Below are 21,054 nucleotides of genomic sequence, written 5' to 3'. Positions count from 1 at the left end.
CACGACATGAGCCTCTTGGTCGGTTGGCGCTGGGCTGATTGGCGGCAAGCTGCCAGGAGTAAAATATCCGGCCTTTTGGTCGTGCTCCTGCTGCTCGCTTGCCATTTGGCTTTCGACGGGCCGCTGTCGCGCCTGCGTGAGCGGACGTACGACTTCTACCAGTTTCTCGCTCCGCGCCAGGCGACGAGCAATCCTGTCGTGATTGTCTCGATAGACGACGCCAGCCTCAAGGCACATGGGCGATGGCCCTGGAACCGGGGCCTCTTGGCCGATCTGGTCGATGGCATCACCAACTCCGGCGCCGCGGTCATCGGGCTTGCGCTGGTGCTGCCCGAGGCCGACACCTCGCCTGAGGGCATCGCCGGAGACAAGCGCCTGGCAGCGGCGCTGGCCAAAAATCGAACGGCGCTTGCTGTCAGCCTGGGCAATGAGGCGACGGTTTCAGATGCAGGGCCCAAAGCCGGCTGGTCGATCGTCGGACAGGTACCCGACACACTTCCCGGCTTCGCCGGTCTGACCGGCTCGCTTGCCGAATTCTCCAACGCCGCCGCGGGCCTCGGCGTAATTCGCACCTTGCCCGATCCCGACGGCGTACTGCGCCATGTGCCGCTGCTGTGGCTTCGCAATACCGCTCAAGGCGTGCAGCTGTGGCCGTCCTTCGCGCTCGAGCTTCTGCGCCTTTACGCCGGGCAGGACGGCTACATAGCCCGGATGAATGCCGCCGGGTTCGACGCACTCAGGATGGCCGGCGCCATCGTGCCGCTCGAGCCGGAGGGGAGCATCCGCCTCTGGGAAACCGCCACGGATACGCCGCGTATATCTGCCAGCACTATCCTTTCGGGCGGCAGTGATCCACGGCTGCGGGACGCCATCGCCATTGTCGATCTGTCGGCCGTGGGACTGACGCAGTACCTGCCCACCCCGACACGTCCAGCGCGACCAGGCGCGGACATCCACGCCGATGCAATCGGCCAGTTGCTTGCCGGGCGCTACCTAACAGAGCCAACGCATGCGCGCACGGTGGAGCGGCTCTGGTTTGTCCTCAGTGCCGTCATTTTCATCGGACTTTCCGGAGTGCTCGCCGGGCGTGTCGTGCTTGGTGCCCTGGCTCTCGTGCTGCTTGCCGTCACGCCGTTCGTGTTCGGCGCTCTCGAATACAGCCTGCAGGGTGCACTCTATGACCCGCTGCAGCCGGCGCTTGCGACGATCCTGGTAGCCGGCTTCGAAGGCTATGTTCTCTACAGGCGCAGCGAGCAGCGCCGGTCCACCCTGGCACGGCAGTTCGCCCAGTATCTGTCGCCTTCCGTGGTGCAGCGCCTCGCAAGCTCAGACACCGAAGCGATCCTGTCCGGCGAGAAGCGCGAGATCACGATCCTGCTCAGCGACATACGCGGCTTCACGACGATGAGCGAACAACTCGACACCCAGGAAATCGCAAAGGTGGTCAACCACTTTCTCGGCATTGCGACCGATGAGATCCTCAAGCGCGACGGCACCATCGACAAGTTCATGGGCGACGCGGTGCTGGCCTTCTGGAACGCGCCGCTTGATCAGCCGGACCATCGCGAGCGCGCGCTCGACGCGGGCCTTGCCCTGATCGAGCGGGTGAAGCGCGAAGACGCCGCCTTCAGCGCGGACGGCCACCCCTCCATCGCAATCGGCGTCGCCATCGAGACGGGCATTTGCTCGGTAGGCAATTTCGGCTCCGAACGGCGTTTCGATTACACCGCGATCGGCTCTCCGGTGAACCGCACGGCTCGGCTCGAGTCGACGACCAAGAAGCTGGGCATCCCCCTGGTGCTTGGTCCGGGCTTTGCGGCAGGAGCGCCGATGCCGGTCGTCCAGGCGGGCGCCTTTGAACTCCAGGGTTTCAAGGGCGAGGTGCCGGTTTTCACCGTTCCGGAGATGCAAGCTGCTCACCAAGGTATGAGCCGCGAAGTGGAGAGCCAACGTGGTGAGCAGTCTGGCACCCCTCCCGTGGTGGTTGGTTCGCCGCCATCCGTGCAAATGGCACCGCTTGATCTTGCACCCCGAACCCGAAGCACACGCTGACCGGATCCAGCGGATCGCAGGTGCCGACCTGCTTTGTGAACTAATACTGCTGGGGAGGCCTAGGTGTCATCAAACGGCCCTTTAATTGCGGGTGGCTGTCAATCCGGATCAGCGCGACAGCCGATGAGACGCGGCAAGACGGCGAAGGGATCCGTCGAGGTAACCCCGGCAATGATTGTCGAGGCCGCCGAATTTTCGAGCGAGAAGATAGGCCGTGTTATCCAGTTCACCACGAATGGCAGCACGGCTTCGTTGAGTTCGCCGGCGCCATCATGTGGAGGCAGCGCCCTCGCCGCCGGATCATGCGCTCGGGATGTTCCCAAGAGCATCCAGCCGTAGCACTCCCCGAGCTGCCTAACGAGAGAGTTCGCTGGGCCGGGATTATGGCCGTTATGAACCTGACGCAATCGATGCAGCTGGCGCTGGCCTCGTCGGGCGCGCGGGCGGTCTATCGACATCAATCGGTCGCCGCGGATGTTGGGATGCGCATGCGTCGGCGCACGCAGCGTCGATACGCTTTGGGCATGTGGGCGTTGACAGTGACATGGCCGGAGCGACGTGTTTCAGACGCCGAGCAATTCCAAGGACTGAGCACCAGAACCGACCCTCCCGACGGATTTTCGCGAGCTGGATTCCTCCCTCCCTCCTTAGCAAAACCGCCGCTCGCGAATTCGCTGGCGAGTATATCTCCGAATATGATATACATATATCACTCAGAGGATATACAAATGCCGCTCTTCATTCGCGATCCCGACGTCGACGCCATGGCCGTCGAGCTGCAGCAGATTACCAACGCGCGCAGCAAGACCGAGGCCGTCAGAACCGCCTTGCGCCATGAGATCGAGCGCAACCGCTGCAGCGTCCCGCTGCGCGAGAGACTTGCCAAAGTCAAGGAAATGGCGCGGCGGATCGGGCCAGCCAACCCTGATTTCGATATGAAGAAATTCACCGACGAAATGTGGGGCGACGACTGATGTTCGTCGATGCCTCGGTGATTGTTGCCATCCTGAACGAGGAACCTGGCGCGGAAGAACTGGAAAAGCGGCTCGCGGCCGCGACCAAGCCGCTGTATATCTCCCTGCTCGTCCGGTTCGAGGCGGTCCAGGGTCTCGCGCGAGCGTCGGCCGAAGCCATCAAAAAGAACGCCAAGCCCACGGCCAACATGCTGGCGCAAGCCCGTGATACCGTCGACGCCTTTTTGATCGAGATCGCCGGCAAGGAAATCATGATATCCGGCGACATCGGCGACCGGGCGATCGAAGCCAGCATGAAATACGGCAAAGCCGTCGGGCACAAAGCCGATCTCAATTTCGGCGATTGTTTTGCCTACGCCTGCGCGAAGGCTCACCGGCTTGCCCTGCTTTACAAGGGCAATGACTTTTCACAAACTGATCTGGCGTAAGGCTTTCCTGGCCTTGCATCGCGGCGCGAGAGCCATGCAGACGCTCGGTGTCGTAAGCCGACTATTCCCGCTGATTATGAGCGATGAAAGACGTCGACCATCCGGTTCGCGAGGTCCGCATCGTTCCCGGTCCGATGCGGTATGTCTGCGATGATGACGCGAGCAAAATCCGCTGTCGTTAACGTCTTAAAATGCGCGGATATTCAGCTTGCATCGGAGCTGCCTGTCTCAGAAAATCGGCCGAGTGGCCGGATGACATGATGCTGCGTGGGATGCGCGAGCATTACCGGAAATCGAGCTTACCGAAATTGTCCAGGTCATTGAGCACGAACCGCTCAAACCAGACGGCTGACGTCGGCTGATCGAGCTGTCCAAAACTGCGGGTCGGTTCTCCAGCCGATTGCGACCTTCTCGGCTCAGGGTGAACAGTGGTAGCGGCGAGGAGGAACTCGTCGGGCGCCTGAGGTTCGCCGCCGATCCATAGGCGCTGTCGGCGGCCAAATACTCCGGCTTCAGGCCGAAGCGGTCCGCGGTCCTGTCAATCCTGGTGCGCGCGGCTCCCACCTCAGCCTGCCGGATCGCGCGGGTCGCCTCGACGTCCAGGGTGACGCGTTGAGCGGTCACTCCGTTCACTACCCAAAGCTGTGCTTCTTCGTCCGTATGCGGAACTGATTGGAGGGTATCTCGCTGGCCACAAACTGCGGGGCATCCGTCCGCAGCTGTGATAGGTTCGGGTATGGGCATGCAATGACCGAAGTACGCAAGCTCGCGGCAATCCTGGTGGCGGACATCGTCGGCTTCAGCCGTCTGACGGCGAGTGACGAGGATCGTACGCTCGCTCGCATCCGCACGCTGCGAAGCGACCTCGTCGACCCGACCATCGCAGTTCATCGGGGTCGGGTCGTGAAGAGCACCGGCGATGGCGTGCTGTCCGAGTTTCGGAGCGGCGTTGACGCGGTCCGCTGCGCTATGGAGCTGCAGGTAGGGATGCTCGAGCGCAATTCCGGATTGCCGGCAGAGCGTCGAATTGAACTGCGCATCGGTATTCATATCGGCGATGTTGTCGAGGAAGCGGATGGCGACCTGATGGGCGATGGCGTCAATATCGCTGCTCGTCTGGAGGGCATAGCGAAGCCAGGAACCATCTGCCTGTCTGAAGATGCCTACCGTCAGGTGCGGAGCCGGCACGACCTCGCGATTTGTGATCTCGGCGAGAGAGTCCTTAAGAACATTGCTGAGCCGATGCGTGTTTATGCGCTGGAGGTCGGTACGCCTGCCCGTCGCGAGCCACCTGTCTTAACCGGCGCCACACCGGCTCCGCTCGCCCTTCTCGACAAGCCGTCCATCGCCGTGCTGCCCTTCATCAACATGAGCGGCGACGCCGAACAGGAGTTCTTTACCGACGGCCTGACAGAGGACATCATCACCGATCTCTCCAATGTACCGGGCTTCTTCGTAATCGCCCGTAACTCCACCTTCGCCTACAAGGGCAAGCCTAGTGATGTCCGTCAGATCGCTCGCGATCTAGGGGTCAAGTACATACTTGAGGGCAGCGCGAGGCGGTCCGTCAAGCGTTTGCGTGTAAATGTGCAGCTGATCAACGCGGCGGAAGGCGGCAATCATGTCTGGGCCGAGCGTTTCGACCGCGAAATCGCCGACATCTTCGACGTTCAGGACGAGGTCACGCGACGCGTTGTTGAAGCGATTTCTGGCAAGCTCAGTGAAAGGAACATTGTTAGCCGTTTTCGACCGTCAAATCTCGAAGCCTATGATCTCTGTGTTAGGTCGCGAGGCAAATGGAACATTTCCAGATCAGACAACAGCGAGGCGCGTTCAGCTTTGGAACGTGCCGTTGCACTCGATCCAAACTACTGTGAAGCGCACAGCAATCTTGCCATCTCACTGCTGTTTGGCTGGATTATTTGGGGAGAACCACAGGTACCCGGCCGCGCAAAGGCTCTGATGCACGCACAACGGGCCGTGGAAATCGATCCCGGCGATTCCAACGTTCGCAGGATCCTAGGCTGCGTTCAGCTTTTTGAGCGCAATTGGGATGAAGCAAAATCTCAATTCGATGCCGCCGTTCGGATAAATCCCAACAATGCAGATGCGGTTGCATGGATTGGTGAGCTTCAAATCTACTTGGGCAAGCCGCAAGCGGCGCTGATAGCTTGCGCGGAGGCGCTGCGTTTAAATCCTCGTCCACCCGGTTGGTATTTCTGGATCGTGGGAATGGCGCAGATTTCCACCGGTCAGTACGAAGAAGCGGTCGTGTCCTTGAGCCGGGAAGAAACCTACGGGACAGGTTCGAGGGAGCACCTGATTGCCGCGCTTGCCCTTGGCGGCCGCTTGCCTGAGGCACAGGAGGAAGCCCGCCTATTTCTTGCGGGCAATCCAGGTTGGACGATCGGCGAACTAGTAGCGAACTTGCCATTTAGGAGCATGAGTGCTGCCCAGCCCTTTGTCGATGGCTGGCGTCTGGCGGGCTTGCCGGAGTAGGTGTATTTCGGCGTTGGTGAAACCCCCGCACGCCACCAGGTGGCGGACGTAGCGGCACCGGCGCGAGTCCGCGAAAGCGCTATCGACCGCTCCATCCCTGCAAGTTGCCGTCTCGGTTCCGGCCGCGGCCGGTCGAAGGATACGACCTGAAGGTCGGCTGCTGGCGGATTTGTCGAAAACGTCCTCGGCCAAACCATTCAAGCGGCTTGCCTAGAACACTACGTCCTAGTGTTTTGCGTGCGCTGCCCGGTTGTCAGTCGCCGCGCATGGTCGCCTGGAACGTCGGCAGATGCTTCCTTTGTGCCTCGAGCATTTTCTCGCGATAGACGCCATAGATGACGTCGGTGTCGTGCAGTGTGACGCCGGCAATTGTCGGCGAGGCAAAAACCGGCAGTTCGATGCCGCGTTTCGAAAGCGCCTCGGCGGTGCGGGCGATCAGCTCATGCGCCAGGATCATGGCAAGCACGGTCGACGAACCGGAGACCGGCCGGCTCCAGCCCTCGACCGGCACGATGGCATCCTCGATCGGCGAGCAGGTGTCGATGACAAGGTCGGCGGCATCGGCAAGCCGTTTGCCGGAAGAGTGCGTCGCCGGCTTGTCGAGATTGTTCTTGCTGGTTATCGCAACGACGAAGATGCCGCGTTTTTTCGCATAGAGCGCGGTGTCGATGCCGGACGAATTGCGGCCGCTGTGGCCAAAGATGATGATCGAATCGCCTTTGTTCAGCGGCTGGTGATCGAGGAATTTCTCGGCGTATTTCTCGGTCCGCTCCAGCCACAGAAGTTCGCGCACGCCGCCGGCGCCGAGCACGTTATGCCACATGACACGCGGGTCGGTCAGCGGATTGAAGCCGACATAGCTGCCGTAGCGCGGAAACACTTCCTGGACCGGCAACACCGAGTGGCCCGAGCCGTAAAGATGAACCAACCCCCCGCTCTCGAGCGTGTCGGCAAAGCGGCTGGCCGCTTCGCCAAAGGCTTCGGCATTGGCTTTCGAGGCCTGTTCGATGAGGGCGGCAAGGCGAGGTATGTAGAGATCGGACACGTCGGTACTCCTGTTATGTGTCGGCTTCGGTAATGGCTCAGCTTCTTGCGGTTGGCGCGGCGCGACCGGCACGCAGCGTCGAACGGATTTCGTAGCGGTCGCCCCGCATGACCGAGACGGTGAATTCGAACGGGCCACGCTCGTCGGTGGTGATGCGCTCGACCACGAAAGCGGGGCTCCCCGCAGGCAGATCGAGCAACTCGGCATCCGCCGTCCCGACCGCGCCAACACGGTAGTTTTCGCGCGCCGCGACCGGCACGATACCGTAATGGCGTTCCAACGCTTCGTAGAGCGAGCCCTGCAGCAGGCCGGCATCGAGAAAGCCGGGCACGCGCGCGGCCGAGAGTTGCGCAGTCTGAATACCGATCGGTTCGTTGTTGCCGAGCCTGAGCCGCCGGATGCGCACCACCGGGTCGCCCTCCTCGATCTCCAGCGCTCCGGCCGCGGCCGTATTGGCGGTGGTCAGGCTGCAGTCGAGCAAGCGCGAGCCGGCGACCACGCCCATATTGCCCATTTCCTGCGTGAAGCTGGTGAGTTCGCGGGTGCCGGCGACCAGGGTGGTGGAGCGCACGAAGGTGCCACGGCCATGTTCGCGCCTGAGCAGTCCGTGCTCCTCAAGATTGCGCAGCGCGTGACGCAGCGTGATGCGGCTCACCCCGAACAGGGCGCACAGTCTGTCTTCGGCCGGAATCTGGTCGCCGGTCGCCCACTCGCCACTCTTTACGATGGCGCGGATGGCCTCTTCCACCTGATACCAGAGCGGCTCGGGCCTTCGGCGGTCGGGCAGCTGGAAGCTGACTTGGCTCATCTTATCTGCCTCCACTGTGCACCAGCGAGACCGGCCAGCGAGGCGCCGACGAGACCGGCGCGGGAGCCAAATTCGCCGGACCGCAGCACGACATCGCGCAGATGCGGCGGCAGATGACGCTGCAGAGCCGCAAACAGCGGCGGTCCGACGACGTCCAGCGCATCGGCAAGCCCGCCGGAAATCAGGACCGCCTGGGTGTCAAGCAGCGCGACCGCACCCGCCAAGGCAGTGCCCAGCCGGCGCGCCGGCAGCTCCAATGCGTCAAGGGCGGCCGTCTTGCCACCCCGGGCCGCCTCGACCAGCCTGCCGCCATTGGCGAGCCCGATCTGGCGCGCCGCGGCGTCGAATGCCCGCCCGGAAGCGAAGCGCTCCAGCCAGCCGCTACGGTCCTCGCCTTCATCCTCGATGTCGGCGCAGGCCCAGCCGAATGAGCAGGCGCCGCCACGTACGCCGGCGACGATGTGGTTGTTGACCAGAACGGCGGAGCCGATACCGGTGCCGATCGCCAGCAGGATGGCATCGGACAGGCCTTTTGCGGCACCTTCGACCGCTTCGGCCAGCATGGCGACCTGCGCGTCATTGCCAACGGCAACGCGCAGACGAGGAAACAAGGCCGCGATGTCGATGCCGTCGAGATAGGGCAGGTTCGGAATCCAGCGGCAGACCGAGCCCTCGACAAGCCCCGGCACCGCTAAGCCAAGTGCCTCGACCAGACCGGCCTCGGCGCGCAAGGCACCGATTCGGGCGACGAAGGCATCAAGACTTGCTGGTGCGGGCTCGCGGCTGAGCATCTCCAGCCAGCGAACATCGCCGGTATGGATAGCGGCGCGCAAGTTGGTGCCGCCAAGATCGATGGCCAGAACGCGTGTCATCAAGAGCGACTCCGACTGGCTGCCGCCCGGTCCTCGGAGCGCCAGGTCCACGACGCCACGGCGTCGTCGGCTCTGGTCGGCAGTGCGGTAAAGACTCCGGTGCACGCGGCGCCAAAGCCGATCGGGCTGAGCGCAGCGTGTCGATGAACCATGCTCCGTCTCCCATTCGACATCGGCATCCTTTGCAAGCGGCGCACGGCAGCCGAGAGGCTGCCTGTCTCCGCCGCGGCAACGAAAAGTGGCTCAGTGTCATTATAACGACATGACTTCGATCGCAAGAGGTTTTGGGAATAGCCAGCAGTGAGAAACAGCTCGAGCTATCGCACTTAAACTCCTGTTTATGATCTGTGATCTCCCTTCACAAAACCGGAGTAAGAAAACGCCGCAACGCCGGCAGGAGCTCTCCACGAAGATAGCGCTTGCATCGTTGCTTCTGGTTGTCATAACGTCATGGACATCGCTGGTGTGGCTATGCGGAGGGTCGGATGTCTTTGGCTTGGATTTCGAAACTGGCACTTGCTGCAGGGTTGTTGGCCCCGCCCACCCTTGGTTGGGCGCAATCGGTCAACATCTCCTATCTGACCCACTGGTCGCCCGAAACGGTCGCTTTGCTGGACGCCGCGGCCAAGGACTACGCCAAGAGCAATCCGGATGTGACCGTCACCGTGCGCGCCGTCCCCTTCGGCGATCTCCTGACCACACTGCGTTCCCAGGGCGGCAGCTCGGACGGGCCGACGATCGGCGGCATCTATGATTTGTGGCTGCCCGAACTGGCGCGAGACAAGCTGGTCGCGCCCGCCCCCGATGCAGTTGCCGGCGAGGTCAAGAGTGCGTGGCCGGCCGGTGTCGTCAGTGCAGCCTCTGTTGGCGCCACGCTTTACGGCGTTCCAAACGAGATCGACGTCTACGCGCTGAACTACAACAAGGAGCTGTTCAAACGGGCAGGCATTACAGCCGCGCCGAAGACCTGGTCCGAATTGAAGGATGCGGCCCAGAAGCTGACCAGGAAAGATGCCGGCCAGCAAGGCTTCGGCATGATCAATTCCTGGGCGGCGGGCGTCGTCCATCCCTTCGCCTCGCTGCTGGTCTCCAATGGCGGCGAGCTGGTCAAAGACGGCAAACCGATGCTCGACAGTCCTCAAGCCGGTGAAACTTTCCAGCTTTACGAGGACCTGATCAAGTCCGGCGCCAGCGATCCGGCGATGGCCACGGCCGACGCCAACACAACCGGTCCCTTCCTAGACAATTTCGTCTCCGGCAAGACCGGCATGATCATCATGGCCAACTGGTGGGAAAGCGCATTGAAGAGCGGCATGGGCGACAAGTTCTCCAATATCGCCACCGCACCCATCCCGGTCGGTCCGAGCGGCGACAAGCCGCACTCGATCTCCTATTCATGGATGACCGTCGTCAACGCCAATGCCGGTCAGGCCGAACAAAAAGCGGCATGGGATTTCCTAGTATGGCTGAACAGTCCGAAGTCCGGCAAGAACGGCGCATCGGCAATGTCGGATATTCTGATGTCGATGGGCATCCTGCCGACGCGGACCTCCGACATCGAAGCCCATAAGGACAAGCTCGGTTCCGAGTTCCTGTCCGGCTATGTCAGCGTGCTTGCCGACGCCAAGCCCTTCCCTGTCGTCCCGGGCGGCCAGGAATTCAGCGAATCGCTGCAGCAGACGCTCGAGGCGTTGCAGTATGGGCAGCTCTCGGCCAAGGATGCGCAGGCGAACGCGCAGGCCGATGCCGTCTCGATCCTGGAGCGTGCCGCCAAATAGCGAAGGCGCTGTTTCGAGAGCCCGACGCTTTGGAAGCAGAGCGATGATCAAGACCTATCGTGCCTCGGCGGGCATCATGCTGGCGCCTGCCGTGACACTGATCGGCGTTTTCATCCTGCTGCCGATGCTGCTCACCATCTGGCTGTCATTCCAGGACTGGTCGACGCAGACGCCTTTTTCCAATGCGAGCTTCATCGGCTTCGACAATTTTCGCGAAATATTCGGGCCGACCTCGGTCGGGCGGGATTTCAAGCGAGCGCTGCTCAACACCGCCATCTACACGGCATTGTCGGTGATGCTCATCCTGCCCCTTTCGGTAGTGTTCGGCTTGATGGTCCACCAGCGCGATGTCGCAGGCGGTACGGCGCTGCGGACTGTGTTGTTTTCGACCTACATGGTGCCGATGATCGCCGTGACGCTGGTCTGGTCGAAGCTCTATTCGCCGAGCGAGGGGCCGCTCAACCAGGTGCTCGGTCTCGCCGGCATCGGCCCGCAACTCTGGTTGTCCTCGCCAAGATCGGCGTTGATCTCGATCGTCGTCCTCAATGTCTGGCAGCAGATCGGCTATTTTACGGTGCTGGCCGTTGCCGGGCTGACCCAGATCCCGGGCAGTCTTTACGAGGCGGCGACGCTTGACGGCGCCAACCGGCGCGAACAGTTCCGCTTCATCACCTTGCCGCTATTGAGCCGCACGCTCTTGTTCAGCGCCGTCATTGCCATCATCAACGCCGTGCAGGTGTTCGAGCCGGTGGCGCTGATCACCCAAGGCGGGCCGGTCGGCTCGACCAACGTGCTGACCTACCATATCCGCCGAGTCGGCATCGAGCGGGCACAAGGCGGGCTGGGCTCGGCCATGGCAGTGATGCTGATGCTGGCGCTGATCGTCATTGTGTGTGCGCTGTTTGCATTCGCCAACCGCAAGGATGACGAATGAGCGCGCCGGGCCGCTCAGCATCGAGCCAGTTGGCGCGCAAACGCCTGGCGGGCCGCAGAGCGCTGCTCGCCACGCTGATGCTGCTGGTTGCCGTGGCCTCCGCCTTCCCGCTGTTGTGGATGGTGCTCTCCAGCCTGAAAACGCCGGCCGAAACCATGCAGGTGCCGCCGGTGTGGATACCGCGCACGCCGAGCCTCGAAGCGTACGAGAAAGTGTCCGGCGTCATCAATGTCGGCCGCTCGATGTGGAATTCGCTCGTGATCGCCACGATCACCACCGCCGGCATTCTGGTCACCAGCATGATGGCTGGCTACGCCTTCGCCAAGCATCACTTTCCCGGCCGCTCACTGCTGTTTTCGGTGCTGATCGCCACCATGTTCCTGCCGCCGATCGTCACGCTGATCCCGCTTTACCGTCTCGTCGGATCAATCGGCCTGAACGCCAGCCTTGCCGGTATTATCGTGCCAAATCTCGCCAATGCGTTCGGCATTTTCCTGATGCGCCAGTTCATAGCCGGCGTGCCCGACGATCTGATCGACGCAGCGCGGATGGATGGGGCGTCGGAACTCCTGATCCTGTTCAAGATCGTCGCGCCGAGCGTGGCGCCAGCAATCGCGGCACTGGCGCTGTTTGCCTTCGTCTATCACTGGAATAGCTATCTCTGGCCGCTGACCGTTCTACAGGGCAATGCACACGAATATCCGATCGTCATCAGCCTTAGTCGCCTGCTCAGCTACAATCGAGGCGCTCTCAACACGGGACTGGTGATGGCTGGCGCGACGCTTGCCGTGCTTCCGCCACTGGTGCTCTTCGTCTTCCTGCAGCGCTTCTTTGTGGATTCGATCGTCGGCTCGGCGGTCAAGGGATAGCGTCGGCGGCACTGCCGGCATCCGTGTGGCTGTCATCGGGACGCGCTGGTGCGCTGAACGGAGCTAGGCAGATGACCGCGTTCTGAGAGCCATCAGTTCATCAGTAAACTGGCCGCGAATGCCTCCACCGTGTTAGCTGCAACTAGTGAATCTCACGCTTGGTACCCGCCCCAGGCCGTTTTCACAGCTGCCAGAAAAGCGGCGCGGCCCTGCTCGTTTGCGGACGTTCGGAAGGTCACGGGAAGGTAGTGATTGGACGCTGCGTTTAACCGGAGTCGGACCGTCTCGTCAGATCTGGCGAATATTTTCGTACCGCACCTTTTCGACGCAGTGCGTCCTGCTTGCCGAGCAGGCGGTAAGGGAGGCGCTGTTCCAGTGAGCAAGAATGTGATCCCCCACCCTTCGACGACTATCGCGGGAAGGACGTGCTGACCCAGCCGATGGTCGAGCTCTAACGTATCATCGCCGGCATCTACACCGATCTGGCGGCATCGCCCGATGCGGGCGGTGACCTGCCTCATCTCGGGAAGCTAGCCCCGATCGAGGAATTTGCGCCCCCGCGAGAAGCTCTCGCTCGAATAGTTGCTCGAACTCATGCGACGCGAGCTGGGTCAGAGCAGGACCGCGATCTTCAGCTGTTCGCTTCGCCCCGCCTGGCGATCATCGGCCGCTCGACAAGCCTGTCGAGGTGGACGACCCGCATGAGGACGCCGTCTATCGCTCGACCGAGCGCATGCCCCTGCCCGATCCGGCAGACTATCAAAAGCGCATCGATTTTCATTGAATCGCTCGGCGCTCGGCCAGCCTTCCCCATCTGATGCGGCTAACCGGACCGGTCATGCCGCTGGTGGTGCCGGCCCAGATCAACCTCGGCGATCGTGACTTGTCGGTGCGCTGGGCGAATGACGGCGTCGAAACCGAACGCGACGTGCTCCCCCAACGCGGACCGCGCTCACCGGCGTAGCGTCAGCCGAAGCCACGCGATGCGTCGCTGCTGGAGGGCGGCTGGCTGCGGGCGTCGGACGACCGATTCGCGCTGGTGCAGATGGATATCGACGGTGAGGCCTCAACCTGCCTGGAAGATGCCCTGATGGAGACTGCCATTGCCTCACGCTGCTCGGCATGCCGCAGCACCTGCCGACGTCACGCCGTACGCGACGTGCTCGTATGCGCCTGGCCTGTCGCGATGGCGACAAACCGGTGCTTGATCGCGGCAAACAACGCCGGTGGCAGCGGCCCGTAGTAGCCGCTCTCCGTCTCCAGCGGCCGGATGTCAGGCCCCGGCCAGGCGAACCGGTTACTTTCCGTCAAAACGATCCACGACCGCTCACCGTCAAGGCGCAAACGCAGCTTGACCGCAGCCGGAATCTCGATGGCATCATCGGGATCGGACGGCGGCGTATGAGTGATCGGCAGGACCCGGACGACCGGCGAGCCGTCCTCCTGCATGGCGACCAGCGCGAGCACCAGGCAGGGCCGGTCCTTGTCGCCTTCCTCGCGGCCTTCGCGGTGTTGCCAATGCCAGAGGTAGGAGTAACGGAAGACGTAGCCGACCTTGATTTCAGCCGGTAGCATTTTTTGCCGTCAGGCCTTTTGCCCCGTGGGATTTCGACCCGAGGGTTTTGACCCAGAGAGCTCGTCGTTGAGATGGTCGAGATCCGGCTCCATTTCAGAGGCTTCGACCGCGGCGATCTCGTCCGAGCCGAGCTCCGCTGTCAGATCGACCCGCCGGTCGCGCTTCGACAGCCGGACAAAATCCTCATAGGCCAGCAGCACCGTGCGCGGGCGACCGTTCTTGGTGATGATTACCGGGTCGCGGACCGCGGCATCCTGATAGGCGCCAAAATTTTTCGAGACGGCGGCGGCGGTGACGGTGGTGCTCATCGGCGAGACTCCTTTTATTCCGGAATATACGGGCTTTCCGGGCTTTCCGCAAATGTCGGGCAACATCTTCGAACTGATGCAGCCAGTCACCGCCTGATTATCGGCCAAGGAGTTAGTGTCAAAGGCGTCCTTTCCTGCGCCATGTCTAACGCAGTGGGTAGGCGCCCACACAGCCCAGCTCAGACGCACGGACTAACTTCAGACGCGCATGGCCAAGGAACCGGTGGCGAGGGCAGCTTTGTCCGGAGAGCGGCTGTTCCGCGCGAGGGCGTCGGCTTCGTTGATCTCGTTAGGGTTCTTTCTTCAGCAGGTCCTTTACAACATCGAGAAAAGCCCGCAGGGCGGGCGGCACGGCTCGATGTCCGGGGTAGTAGACCGCAACTTCTTCCGGTGCTGGCGTCCACGCGGTCAGGACCTTGCGCAGCCGGCCATCGGACAACGCCGCTTCGGCGGCCCAATCCGCCACATAGGCGATGCCCAGACCCTCTATTGCGGCTTCGACCATCAGTTCCTCATCATCAAGGACGATGGGGCCGTTTGCCCCGATCACCAGTTCCTGGCCTGCGCGTTCGAACTCCCATCTATAGAGCTTGCCGCTGGGCATACGGTGGCCGATGCAATGGTGGCGTTGCAATTCCTCGGGCGTTCCCGGCGCCCCGAAGCGATCGAGATAGGCGGGCGACGCGATACAGATGAACGTCAACGCGCGTGCAAACGGCACGGCGGTCATGTCTTTGGGAATTGATGTGATGAGGCGCACGCCGGCATCGAACCCGCTGGACACGATATCGATGAGCCGTCCCTCGACGACGATGTCCACGGTCACGTTCGGATGGCGCTCCGCCATCCGCGGAAGAACCGCGCGAACGAGAAGCCCGGCCACCAATCGCGGTGCGTTGAGGCGGACCGTTCCTGCGACATTGCCCCGGAACCCCGCGACGCTGTCGAGCGCCTCGTCCAGCGAGGCGAGCGCCGGCTGAAGACGGTCGAGCAACCGGAACCCGGCTTCTGTCGGCGAGACGCTGCGTGTGGTGCGGTTCAGAAGTCGCACGCCCATGCGTTCCTCGAGCGCACGCATCGCATGGCTCAATGTGGAAGGTGCCGTGCCGATCTCGTCCGCTGCGCGGCGGAAGCTGCGGTGTGTGGCAACGGCGACGAAGGCGGTGAGATCGTTGAGCGACGGGCGCATTGATGGGGATTTTGCATTATCCCATGCCGATTTCAACGGCTAATGCGCGCAATGCGATTGCCCTATCTCCTGCTGGGATCAATTGGAGAAATGAGAAATGGAAAAGACCTGGCTCATAACGGGTGTGTCTTCCGGTCTAGGCCGGCTGCTGGCGGAGAAGACCCTGATCAGGGGAGACCGCGTCGTCGGTGCCAGCCGCAGCGAGGACGCACTTCCCGACCTGCGTGCAAGTTACCCCGAACGGCTTCGCATCGTCGCAATGGACCTCAAGGACCAGAGCTCGGTCCGCGCCGCGGTCGACCGGGCCTTCGCGGCATCCGCTCGGATCGACATCGTCGTCAGCAATGCTGGCTATGGCCTGCTCGGCGCGGCTGAAGAGGCTGGCGATGTGCAGGTTCGCGACATCATCGACACCAATCTCATCGGCTCGATCACGCTCATCCAGGCGGCGTTGCCGCATCTGCGCAGCCAGGGTGGTGGTCGGATTCTACAGGTATCGAGCGAGGGAGGCCAGATCGCCTATCCGGCTTTCAGCCTCTATCACGCGACCAAGTGGGGTATCGAGGGGTTCGTCGAGTCCGTGGCGCAGGAGGCTGCTCCCTTCGGCATCGAATTCAGCCTTGTGGAACCCGGGCCGGCGCGGACCGGGTTCGGCGGCAATCTCGCGCGGACCAAGCCGCTCGCGGCCTATGAGGGAACACCCGCCGGTCAGATCCGCGACGCGCTGGGTGTCTCATGGGTGATCAAGGGCGACCCCGACCGCATGACGGACGCAATGATCAGGCTTGCCGATCAGGATGGTCCGCTCCCGAAACGGCTGGTGCTCGGTGCCGAGGCCTATGCCGGCATCCGCAAGGCACTCGGCGGACGCATCGAGGAGCTCGACCGGCAGAATGACATCGCGGTTGCGGCGGATTTCACAGACGAGGAGTTGGCGCGGCTGTGACCCCCGGCTCCGGCCCGCTGCTCGTGCCCACCTCTTATCAGGACAGAAAGGAACATGAGATGCCTACACGTGACGCCGTCTACCCGGCCAACCGGCACGCGTTATACGATATCCACCTCTATTCCGCAGCCATTCGGTCCGGCGATCTTCTCTTCGTGTCGGGTCAGGTCGGGAGCCGTGAGGACGGCTCGCCTGAGCCCGTATTCGAGGATCAGGTTCGACGGACCTTCGCCAATCTGCGCGCGGTCTTGGCGGCCGCCGGGTGCAGCTTCGACGACCTCGTCGACGTCACAACGTTCCACACTAACCCGGACGAACAGATCGAGACAGTTCTGGCCGTCCGAGCGGAAGAAATCGGTGCACCTCCCTACCCGAACTGGACCGCAGTGGGCGTCAATTGGCTTGCGGGCTTCGATTTCGAGATCAAAGTCATCGCCCGCATCCCTTCGACGACAAGCAGCCAGCCGGCGGACAAGCGCTGATCGCTCGCCCTGCAGTTCTGTATTGGCTATTTGGCTATTTGGGGCCGAAGGCAGCCTGTCAGCTTTTGTGTCCGGAGCGGAGATAGCTGACCTCCACCTGCGAGAACCGAGGTCGTGAACTGAACAAACAGATTAGGTTCGTTTGGTCAGCGTACCGCAAGGGAATCTCGCAGCCTGTTGTGTATCTTGGCTTTCTAAAGTTCGAGAGAGGTGCTGAAGGTCGAGAACTGTTCATCTGTGATCGGGACCACGTGCTGCGGCTCGGGATAAGCGCCCGTCTGCACGTCGGATATGAGCTCGCGATAGGCGGCAATACGCTCGCGTTGCAGCCGCTCATATTCGGCGGCGAAGTTGCGGTAGGTCTTGGCGTGGCGTAGCCTGTGGCCAGCGGTGTGGCCAAGCACGTCCTCGCTGAACAAATACTGCGCGTCGGCATTTGGGCCGGCGCTCATGCCGAGCATGATCATCGGTGTATTCCAGGTGATCAGTTCGGCGACCGGTCGGAGACCACCTCCAGCTCGGCGCCAAAGCAGCCTATGCCTCCACCTTCGCGTATGAGCTCCGAAATTCGTTCGGAGGCACCACTTTCAGATCTCTCCAACTCGAGGACCGGGATGTCGGAGGCAAGCACGCGCCGGAAGCGATGGGAGAACCCGTAACGGCGAATGTTGTCTTCAATCAGTGGCGCGGAACGCGACAGAGTGGCCACGACACAGAAGCTGTGAGCGACAAGGCTGACGGATGAAGCGAAGCCTTGCCTATACCGATGACGGGCTTGGTAGCGATGGCCCTTGCCGCGTCGAGACCGGTATCGTCTAAGCAGCCAATATATGGCGTCGACATTGTCCATTTCCGCCGCGACCACCTGCTTGAGCAGGCCCGGTACGGAGAGTGCACCGTCAAATGGCCCTTCGATCGCTCAGGTCCAGCCGTTGGCATGCATGCCCACTATCTCGTCCCTGGGCCTGCCACCGCCATGGCGGCTGCGACGATCCCCCTGGTCATCGAAGCGGTCGTGTTGGGATTGATGATGGCAATTCGCATTCGGGGCATCCTGGCTTGGTTCCGCTCAGTCACAAGGATGCCAGCGCGCTGGACATCCGCTCCAGCCCTCGGCGCAGCAGAGGACGCGGGCAGCCGACATTCAGGCGGATGAAACCTTCGCCGCCAGGCCCATAGACGCGGCCGTCATACAGATTGACCCCGGCCTGATCGACAAAGAACTTCTGAATTCCACCCACTCTACGATCGAGCGCGCACGCGTCCAACCACACCAGAAACGATGCGTCGGGCCGCATGGGCGTAATGCCTGGAAGGTATTCGCCGGCGAAGTCACAAACCAGATCAATGTTGCTGGCGATGTAGGGTGTGAGTTGATCGAGCCAGGGCGCGCCGGTGCTGTAGGCAACCTCCAGGGCCAGGCGGCCGAAAAAGTTTGCATTTACCATGAATGAGGCCTGCATCGCAGCAAGAAGCTGCTCGCGGCGCTTTTTGCTCGCCACCGCAATGGTTGCCGAAGGCACCCCGGCGAGGTTGAAAGTCTTCGTCGGAGCGGTGCAGATGAACGACTTCTCCGCGGCATCGTCCGAGATGGAGGAGAAGACGATGTGCGGGTGGTCCGACAACCTTATGTCGCAGTGAATGTCGTCGGATATGACCAAAATCCCATGGCGCTCACAAATGTCGTTCAGCGCTGTCAATTCTTCGAGCGTCCAGGCCATTCCGGCAGGATTGTGAGGATTGCACAGCAGGAACACCTTGGCGCCGCCGGCCGCCAGTTTCTCGAAGTCCTCCAGATCGAGCTCATACCTGTTGTTCTGCAGCCTCAGCTGGTTCGTGAGCAGAGCCCGCCCGTTTCCCTGAACCACTTCGAAATAGGGCGAGTACACGGGCGCCTGCACAATGACGCCGTCACCAGGCTTCGTAAAGGTTCGCAGTATCGCAGCCACAGACGGCATGATCGCCGGCGCGGGAAGCAGGGTCTCCAGTTTCGGTGACCAATTGTGCCGGCGTGTGAACCACGATTGCACGATCTCATAGTGGCGCGGATCGCGTCGTGTGTAGCCGTAGATTCCATGGTCCGCGGCCTCGCGCAGCCGAGCGATGACGGTTTCCGGGGCACGGAAATCCATATCCGCTGTCCATAGGGACAGCAGGTCCTGGCCTTCGACCTGAGGAGAGAACTCGTCCCACTGGTTGGCCCATTTGACGGATCCGAATTGCTGGCGATCGTGAATTTGGTCGAAATCTATTCCCACAATATTTTGTTGCCCAACCGCCGATGCGGGCGTGTCTGCACAAGCCATTTGATACTCACCTGGAAAAATCTATTGCCACGGCCACGGCCGCTTTGCGTCTGCGGACGGCCCTACTTGAGGATTTGCGCCAGAAACTGCCGCGCCCGTTCCGACCTACAGTTGGTGAAGAACTGATGGGGCGTGTTGGTCTCGACGATCTCCCCGCGGTCCATGAACACCACGCGATCGGCCACCTCCCGTGCGAAGCCCATCTCATGCGTTCACGCACAGCATCGTGATGCCCTCGCTGGCGAGCGACACCATCGTGTCCAGCACTTCCTTGACCATTTCCGGATCGAGGGCAGAGGTTGGCTCGTCGAAGAGCACGATCTTTGGGTTCATGCAGAGAGCCCGGGCTATCGCGGCGCGTTGCTGCTGGCCGCCTGACAGCTGCCCTGGGTAGCTGTCCGCCTTCTCCGCAATTTTGACTCGCGGCGCGCCAATTCCTCGGCCGCCATTCGCGGCATGTTTCTCACCCACACCGGTGCAAGGGTGCAATTCTCGAGCACCGTAAGATGGGGAAACAGATTGAAGTGCTGGAAAACCCTGCCGACGTTGCTGCGAACTTCGTCGCTCTTGCGCAGATCCCCGGTTACCGCTTTGCCGTCGGCGATGATCTCGCCTGACTGATGCTCCTCGAGATGGTTGACGCACCGGATCATCGTCGATTTGCCCGACCCCGAGGGGCCGCAGATCACAATGCGCTGCCCCTGTGGCGCCGACAGGTTGATGTTCCTGAGCGCATGGTATGAAGCGAACCATTTGTTGACGTCACGCAGTTCAATGGCCATCGCCTTGTTGAAGGGCTGTCCCTTCGTCGATGCGTACATTGCTTGTGGCATCATCGTCGCGTCCTAAGATTTGTGGCCGCGCGCCAATTGGCGCTCCATCGATTGCGAGTAACGGGACATGCCGAAGCAAAAGCCCCAGTAGACCAGACCCGCAAAGAGGTAGCCGGTTGATGAGATCGTCGGGCCTGCCCAGTTCGGATCGACGCGCGCCGTTTCGATGGCTTTCAGGAAATCCGCGATGCCGACGATGGCGACCAGAGTCGTGTCTTTGAACAGACCGATGAAGGTGGACACGATGCTCGGTATGACGATCGTCAACGCCTGGGGGAGGACGATCAGGCGCATTATGTCGAAGTAGCTGATCCCAAGCGCCTTCGCCGCCTCGTATTGGCCCTTCGGGATCGCCTGAAGGCCGGCCCTCACAACTTCGGCCATATAGGCGGACGAGAACAGCGCTATCGCCATAAGCGGGCGCAGGAGACGATCAGGCGTCAGATAGTCCGGGACGAAGAGCGGCATCATGAAGTTCGCCATGAACAATACCGTGATAAACGGCACCCCCCGGACGACTTCGATGAATGTGACGCAAACCGCCTTGACGAATGGGAGTTCGGACCTGCGTCCAAGCGCCAGGATAAGCCCGATCGGAAGCGAGAAGACGATGCCCACAATCGACATCAGCAACGTGATCAGGAGACCGCCCCAGAGCGTCGTATCGATGACAGACAAATGGAGCCAGGCGACCCCGCGCACGAGAACGAACGCGGCAACGGGGTAGACAAGGAAGAATAGCAACGCCGCCACTTTGCGCTGCGGAGCCTTCGTCCACAGGAGCCAAACGATGAGGATGGCGCCGATAGCCTGTGCGAGATCAACGCGCCACCGCTCGGAAGCCGGGTACGCGCCGTATCGCAGGTAGTCGAACTTCTCGGCAATGAAGGGCCAGCAAGCTCCTTGGCTGTTCGTGCGGCAAGCCTCGCGACCGCCGCTCCAGACCGCGTCGAAGATCGCAAAGCTCAGAAAGTGACGCAGCAGCCACACGGCGAAGAGGAGAAAGCATATTGTCAGCGCGCCTGAAGACGGCGTCGAAAACAGATTCTTTTTCATCCAGGTCACTGGACCTGGCCAAACGTCAGCGGGGGGCGCCATCGCTGGTATGAGCGCGCTGCTGACAACTGGCGAATGCATGGACTGATCGCTCATGCG

Annotated in this window: 22 protein-coding genes and 2 pseudogenes; 10 read left to right on the top strand and 14 right to left on the bottom strand. The window is 61.8% G+C overall.

Features of this window, described 5'->3' with window-relative positions; all coding sequences use genetic code 11:
* Positions 1-6 precede the first annotated feature (6 nt).
* Positions 7-2,052 carry a CHASE2 domain-containing protein gene (locus tag NKH41_RS21730; RefSeq protein WP_352933904.1) on the top strand — a complete coding sequence of 682 codons (2,046 nt, stop codon included), beginning with the start codon at positions 7-9 and terminating at the stop codon, positions 2,050-2,052.
* A 98-nt stretch (positions 2,053-2,150) separates the two neighbouring features.
* On the opposite strand, the gene NKH41_RS21725 is transcribed toward NKH41_RS21730, so the two are convergent.
* Positions 2,151-2,381 carry a hypothetical protein gene (locus tag NKH41_RS21725; RefSeq protein ID WP_352933901.1) on the bottom strand — a complete coding sequence of 77 codons (231 nt, stop codon included), beginning with the start codon at positions 2,379-2,381 and terminating at the stop codon, positions 2,151-2,153.
* 63 nt (positions 2,382-2,444) lie between these two features.
* On the opposite strand from NKH41_RS21725, the gene NKH41_RS21720 reads away from it, so the two are divergent.
* Together NKH41_RS21720 and NKH41_RS21715 are read left to right on the top strand one after the other, a co-directional pair.
* Positions 2,445-3,026, top strand: a complete 582-nt coding sequence (locus tag NKH41_RS21720) for a type II toxin-antitoxin system VapB family antitoxin (RefSeq protein ID WP_352933898.1) — start codon at positions 2,445-2,447, stop codon at positions 3,024-3,026.
* Positions 3,026-3,454, top strand: coding sequence for a type II toxin-antitoxin system VapC family toxin (locus tag NKH41_RS21715; RefSeq protein ID WP_352933895.1), 429 nt, complete (start codon positions 3,026-3,028; stop codon positions 3,452-3,454). Before NKH41_RS21720 ends, NKH41_RS21715 begins: the two co-directional genes overlap by 1 nt.
* Before the next feature lie 462 nt (positions 3,455-3,916).
* Here NKH41_RS21715 and NKH41_RS21710 read toward each other — a convergent pair.
* A pseudogene (locus NKH41_RS21710) lies at positions 3,917-4,063 on the bottom strand (IS5/IS1182 family transposase); the annotation flags it as partial.
* A gap of 138 nt (positions 4,064-4,201) precedes the next feature.
* Between NKH41_RS21710 and NKH41_RS21705 the strand changes: the two are divergent.
* Positions 4,202-5,953 (top strand): adenylate/guanylate cyclase domain-containing protein, encoded by a 1,752-nt coding sequence (locus tag NKH41_RS21705; protein ID WP_352933893.1) that lies wholly within the window; start codon positions 4,202-4,204, stop codon positions 5,951-5,953.
* A gap of 253 nt (positions 5,954-6,206) precedes the next feature.
* On the opposite strand, the gene NKH41_RS21700 is transcribed toward NKH41_RS21705, so the two are convergent.
* The 3 genes from NKH41_RS21700 to NKH41_RS21690 are packed head-to-tail and all read right to left on the bottom strand — an operon-like array spanning position 6,207 to position 8,678.
* Positions 6,207-6,998: a sugar isomerase domain-containing protein gene (locus NKH41_RS21700; RefSeq protein WP_352617938.1), complete on the bottom strand. Its 792-nt coding sequence runs from the start codon at positions 6,996-6,998 to the stop codon at positions 6,207-6,209.
* 37 nt (positions 6,999-7,035) lie between these two features.
* Positions 7,036-7,806 carry a GntR family transcriptional regulator gene (locus NKH41_RS21695; protein ID WP_352933890.1) on the bottom strand — a complete coding sequence of 257 codons (771 nt, stop codon included), beginning with the start codon at positions 7,804-7,806 and terminating at the stop codon, positions 7,036-7,038.
* A complete protein-coding gene (locus NKH41_RS21690) occupies positions 7,803-8,678 on the bottom strand; it encodes an ROK family protein (RefSeq protein ID WP_352933887.1) in 876 nt (291 codons plus the stop codon). Before NKH41_RS21690 ends, NKH41_RS21695 begins: the two co-directional genes overlap by 4 nt.
* A gap of 485 nt (positions 8,679-9,163) precedes the next feature.
* Between NKH41_RS21690 and NKH41_RS21685 the strand changes: the two genes are divergently transcribed.
* From NKH41_RS21685 to NKH41_RS21675, 3 genes are read left to right on the top strand one after another with little or no spacing between them, the layout of a single operon-like run.
* Entirely contained in the window at positions 9,164-10,456 is a 1,293-nt protein-coding gene (locus NKH41_RS21685; RefSeq protein WP_352933884.1) for an ABC transporter substrate-binding protein, read from the top strand.
* Positions 10,457-10,499: 43 nt separating this feature from the next.
* Positions 10,500-11,390 carry a carbohydrate ABC transporter permease gene (locus tag NKH41_RS21680; protein WP_023678713.1) on the top strand — a complete coding sequence of 297 codons (891 nt, stop codon included), beginning with the start codon at positions 10,500-10,502 and terminating at the stop codon, positions 11,388-11,390.
* Positions 11,387-12,259 (top strand): carbohydrate ABC transporter permease, encoded by an 873-nt coding sequence (locus NKH41_RS21675; RefSeq protein ID WP_352933881.1) that lies wholly within the window; start codon positions 11,387-11,389, stop codon positions 12,257-12,259. Before NKH41_RS21680 ends, NKH41_RS21675 begins: the two co-directional genes overlap by 4 nt.
* A gap of 631 nt (positions 12,260-12,890) precedes the next feature.
* On the opposite strand, the gene NKH41_RS21670 is transcribed toward NKH41_RS21675, so the two are convergent.
* Positions 12,891-13,040: a hypothetical protein gene (locus NKH41_RS21670; protein ID WP_352451701.1), complete on the bottom strand. Its 150-nt coding sequence runs from the start codon at positions 13,038-13,040 to the stop codon at positions 12,891-12,893.
* 57 nt (positions 13,041-13,097) lie between these two features.
* Here NKH41_RS21670 and NKH41_RS21665 point away from each other — a divergent pair, with 57 nt between their 5' ends.
* Positions 13,098-13,223, top strand: coding sequence for a hypothetical protein (locus NKH41_RS21665; RefSeq protein ID WP_352933879.1), 126 nt, complete (start codon positions 13,098-13,100; stop codon positions 13,221-13,223).
* A gap of 179 nt (positions 13,224-13,402) precedes the next feature.
* Here the strand turns inward: NKH41_RS21665 and NKH41_RS21660 are convergent, their stop codons facing one another.
* From NKH41_RS21660 to NKH41_RS21650, 3 genes are all read right to left on the bottom strand, one after another.
* Entirely contained in the window at positions 13,403-13,834 is a 432-nt protein-coding gene (locus NKH41_RS21660; protein ID WP_352933876.1) for a plasmid maintenance toxin (PemK-like), read from the bottom strand.
* 9 nt (positions 13,835-13,843) lie between these two features.
* The gene (locus tag NKH41_RS21655; RefSeq protein ID WP_352678672.1) at positions 13,844-14,143 is read right to left on the bottom strand and encodes a type II toxin-antitoxin system Phd/YefM family antitoxin; all 300 of its coding nucleotides are present in this window, start codon (positions 14,141-14,143) and stop codon (positions 13,844-13,846) included.
* 289 nt (positions 14,144-14,432) lie between these two features.
* Positions 14,433-15,332 (bottom strand): LysR family transcriptional regulator, encoded by a 900-nt coding sequence (locus NKH41_RS21650; RefSeq protein WP_352933873.1) that lies wholly within the window; start codon positions 15,330-15,332, stop codon positions 14,433-14,435.
* A 97-nt stretch (positions 15,333-15,429) separates the two neighbouring features.
* On the opposite strand from NKH41_RS21650, the gene NKH41_RS21645 reads away from it, so the two are divergent.
* Both NKH41_RS21645 and NKH41_RS21640 read left to right on the top strand, forming a co-directional pair.
* Positions 15,430-16,278 carry an SDR family oxidoreductase gene (locus tag NKH41_RS21645; protein WP_352933870.1) on the top strand — a complete coding sequence of 283 codons (849 nt, stop codon included), beginning with the start codon at positions 15,430-15,432 and terminating at the stop codon, positions 16,276-16,278.
* A 59-nt stretch (positions 16,279-16,337) separates the two neighbouring features.
* The gene (locus NKH41_RS21640; protein WP_352934013.1) at positions 16,338-16,760 is read left to right on the top strand and encodes a RidA family protein; all 423 of its coding nucleotides are present in this window, start codon (positions 16,338-16,340) and stop codon (positions 16,758-16,760) included.
* A gap of 194 nt (positions 16,761-16,954) precedes the next feature.
* Here the strand turns inward: NKH41_RS21640 and NKH41_RS34165 are convergent, their stop codons facing one another.
* The 5 genes and pseudogenes from NKH41_RS34165 to NKH41_RS21620 all read right to left on the bottom strand — a co-directional run bounded on the left by NKH41_RS34165 (position 16,955) and on the right by NKH41_RS21620 (position 21,051).
* Positions 16,955-17,227, bottom strand: coding sequence for a 3-methyl-2-oxobutanoate hydroxymethyltransferase (locus NKH41_RS34165; RefSeq protein ID WP_502906035.1), 273 nt, complete (start codon positions 17,225-17,227; stop codon positions 16,955-16,957).
* Between the two features lie 17 nt (positions 17,228-17,244).
* Positions 17,245-17,610, bottom strand: coding sequence for an aspartate/glutamate racemase family protein (locus NKH41_RS34160; RefSeq protein WP_502906034.1), 366 nt, complete (start codon positions 17,608-17,610; stop codon positions 17,245-17,247).
* Between the two features lie 223 nt (positions 17,611-17,833).
* Positions 17,834-19,066, bottom strand: coding sequence for a MalY/PatB family protein (locus NKH41_RS21630; protein WP_352933867.1), 1,233 nt, complete (start codon positions 19,064-19,066; stop codon positions 17,834-17,836).
* Between the two features lie 62 nt (positions 19,067-19,128).
* Positions 19,129-19,887: pseudogene (locus NKH41_RS21625) on the bottom strand (amino acid ABC transporter ATP-binding protein).
* 24 nt (positions 19,888-19,911) lie between these two features.
* Positions 19,912-21,051 (bottom strand): amino acid ABC transporter permease, encoded by a 1,140-nt coding sequence (locus tag NKH41_RS21620; protein WP_352933864.1) that lies wholly within the window; start codon positions 21,049-21,051, stop codon positions 19,912-19,914.
* Between the last annotated feature and the right edge of the window lie 3 nt (positions 21,052-21,054).

It is taken from the genome of Mesorhizobium sp. M1169 (genome assembly GCF_040318345.1).
GTDB lineage: Bacteria > Pseudomonadota > Alphaproteobacteria > Rhizobiales > Rhizobiaceae > Mesorhizobium.
Note: the sequence above shows the minus strand (reverse complement) of the source record. Positions and strands in the feature narration are given on the sequence as shown.

What these genes read in the sequence shown, in the direction of transcription:
- NKH41_RS34160 (WP_502906034.1), bottom strand. Translation starts at nt 17,610, where the DNA reads ATGGACAATGTCGACGCCATATATTGGCTGCTTAGACGATACCGGTCT.
- NKH41_RS21730 (WP_352933904.1), top strand. Translation starts at nt 7, where the DNA reads ATGAGCCTCTTGGTCGGTTGGCGCTGGGCTGATTGGCGGCAAGCTGCC.
- NKH41_RS21620 (WP_352933864.1), bottom strand. Translation starts at nt 21,051, where the DNA reads ATGAGCGATCAGTCCATGCATTCGCCAGTTGTCAGCAGCGCGCTCATA.
- NKH41_RS21645 (WP_352933870.1), top strand. Translation starts at nt 15,430, where the DNA reads ATGGAAAAGACCTGGCTCATAACGGGTGTGTCTTCCGGTCTAGGCCGG.
- NKH41_RS21655 (WP_352678672.1), bottom strand. Translation starts at nt 14,143, where the DNA reads ATGAGCACCACCGTCACCGCCGCCGCCGTCTCGAAAAATTTTGGCGCC.
- NKH41_RS21725 (WP_352933901.1), bottom strand. Translation starts at nt 2,381, where the DNA reads ATGCTCTTGGGAACATCCCGAGCGCATGATCCGGCGGCGAGGGCGCTG.
- NKH41_RS21630 (WP_352933867.1), bottom strand. Translation starts at nt 19,066, where the DNA reads ATGGCTTGTGCAGACACGCCCGCATCGGCGGTTGGGCAACAAAATATT.
- NKH41_RS21640 (WP_352934013.1), top strand. Translation starts at nt 16,338, where the DNA reads ATGCCTACACGTGACGCCGTCTACCCGGCCAACCGGCACGCGTTATAC.
- NKH41_RS21695 (WP_352933890.1), bottom strand. Translation starts at nt 7,806, where the DNA reads ATGAGCCAAGTCAGCTTCCAGCTGCCCGACCGCCGAAGGCCCGAGCCG.
- NKH41_RS21705 (WP_352933893.1), top strand. Translation starts at nt 4,202, where the DNA reads ATGACCGAAGTACGCAAGCTCGCGGCAATCCTGGTGGCGGACATCGTC.
- NKH41_RS34165 (WP_502906035.1), bottom strand. Translation starts at nt 17,227, where the DNA reads ATGATCATGCTCGGCATGAGCGCCGGCCCAAATGCCGACGCGCAGTAT.
- NKH41_RS21660 (WP_352933876.1), bottom strand. Translation starts at nt 13,834, where the DNA reads ATGCTACCGGCTGAAATCAAGGTCGGCTACGTCTTCCGTTACTCCTAC.
- NKH41_RS21720 (WP_352933898.1), top strand. Translation starts at nt 2,445, where the DNA reads ATGAACCTGACGCAATCGATGCAGCTGGCGCTGGCCTCGTCGGGCGCG.
- NKH41_RS21690 (WP_352933887.1), bottom strand. Translation starts at nt 8,678, where the DNA reads ATGACACGCGTTCTGGCCATCGATCTTGGCGGCACCAACTTGCGCGCC.
- NKH41_RS21685 (WP_352933884.1), top strand. Translation starts at nt 9,164, where the DNA reads ATGTCTTTGGCTTGGATTTCGAAACTGGCACTTGCTGCAGGGTTGTTG.
- NKH41_RS21650 (WP_352933873.1), bottom strand. Translation starts at nt 15,332, where the DNA reads ATGCGCCCGTCGCTCAACGATCTCACCGCCTTCGTCGCCGTTGCCACA.
- NKH41_RS21665 (WP_352933879.1), top strand. Translation starts at nt 13,098, where the DNA reads ATGCCGCTGGTGGTGCCGGCCCAGATCAACCTCGGCGATCGTGACTTG.
- NKH41_RS21670 (WP_352451701.1), bottom strand. Translation starts at nt 13,040, where the DNA reads ATGAAAATCGATGCGCTTTTGATAGTCTGCCGGATCGGGCAGGGGCAT.
- NKH41_RS21715 (WP_352933895.1), top strand. Translation starts at nt 3,026, where the DNA reads ATGTTCGTCGATGCCTCGGTGATTGTTGCCATCCTGAACGAGGAACCT.
- NKH41_RS21675 (WP_352933881.1), top strand. Translation starts at nt 11,387, where the DNA reads ATGAGCGCGCCGGGCCGCTCAGCATCGAGCCAGTTGGCGCGCAAACGC.
- NKH41_RS21680 (WP_023678713.1), top strand. Translation starts at nt 10,500, where the DNA reads ATGATCAAGACCTATCGTGCCTCGGCGGGCATCATGCTGGCGCCTGCC.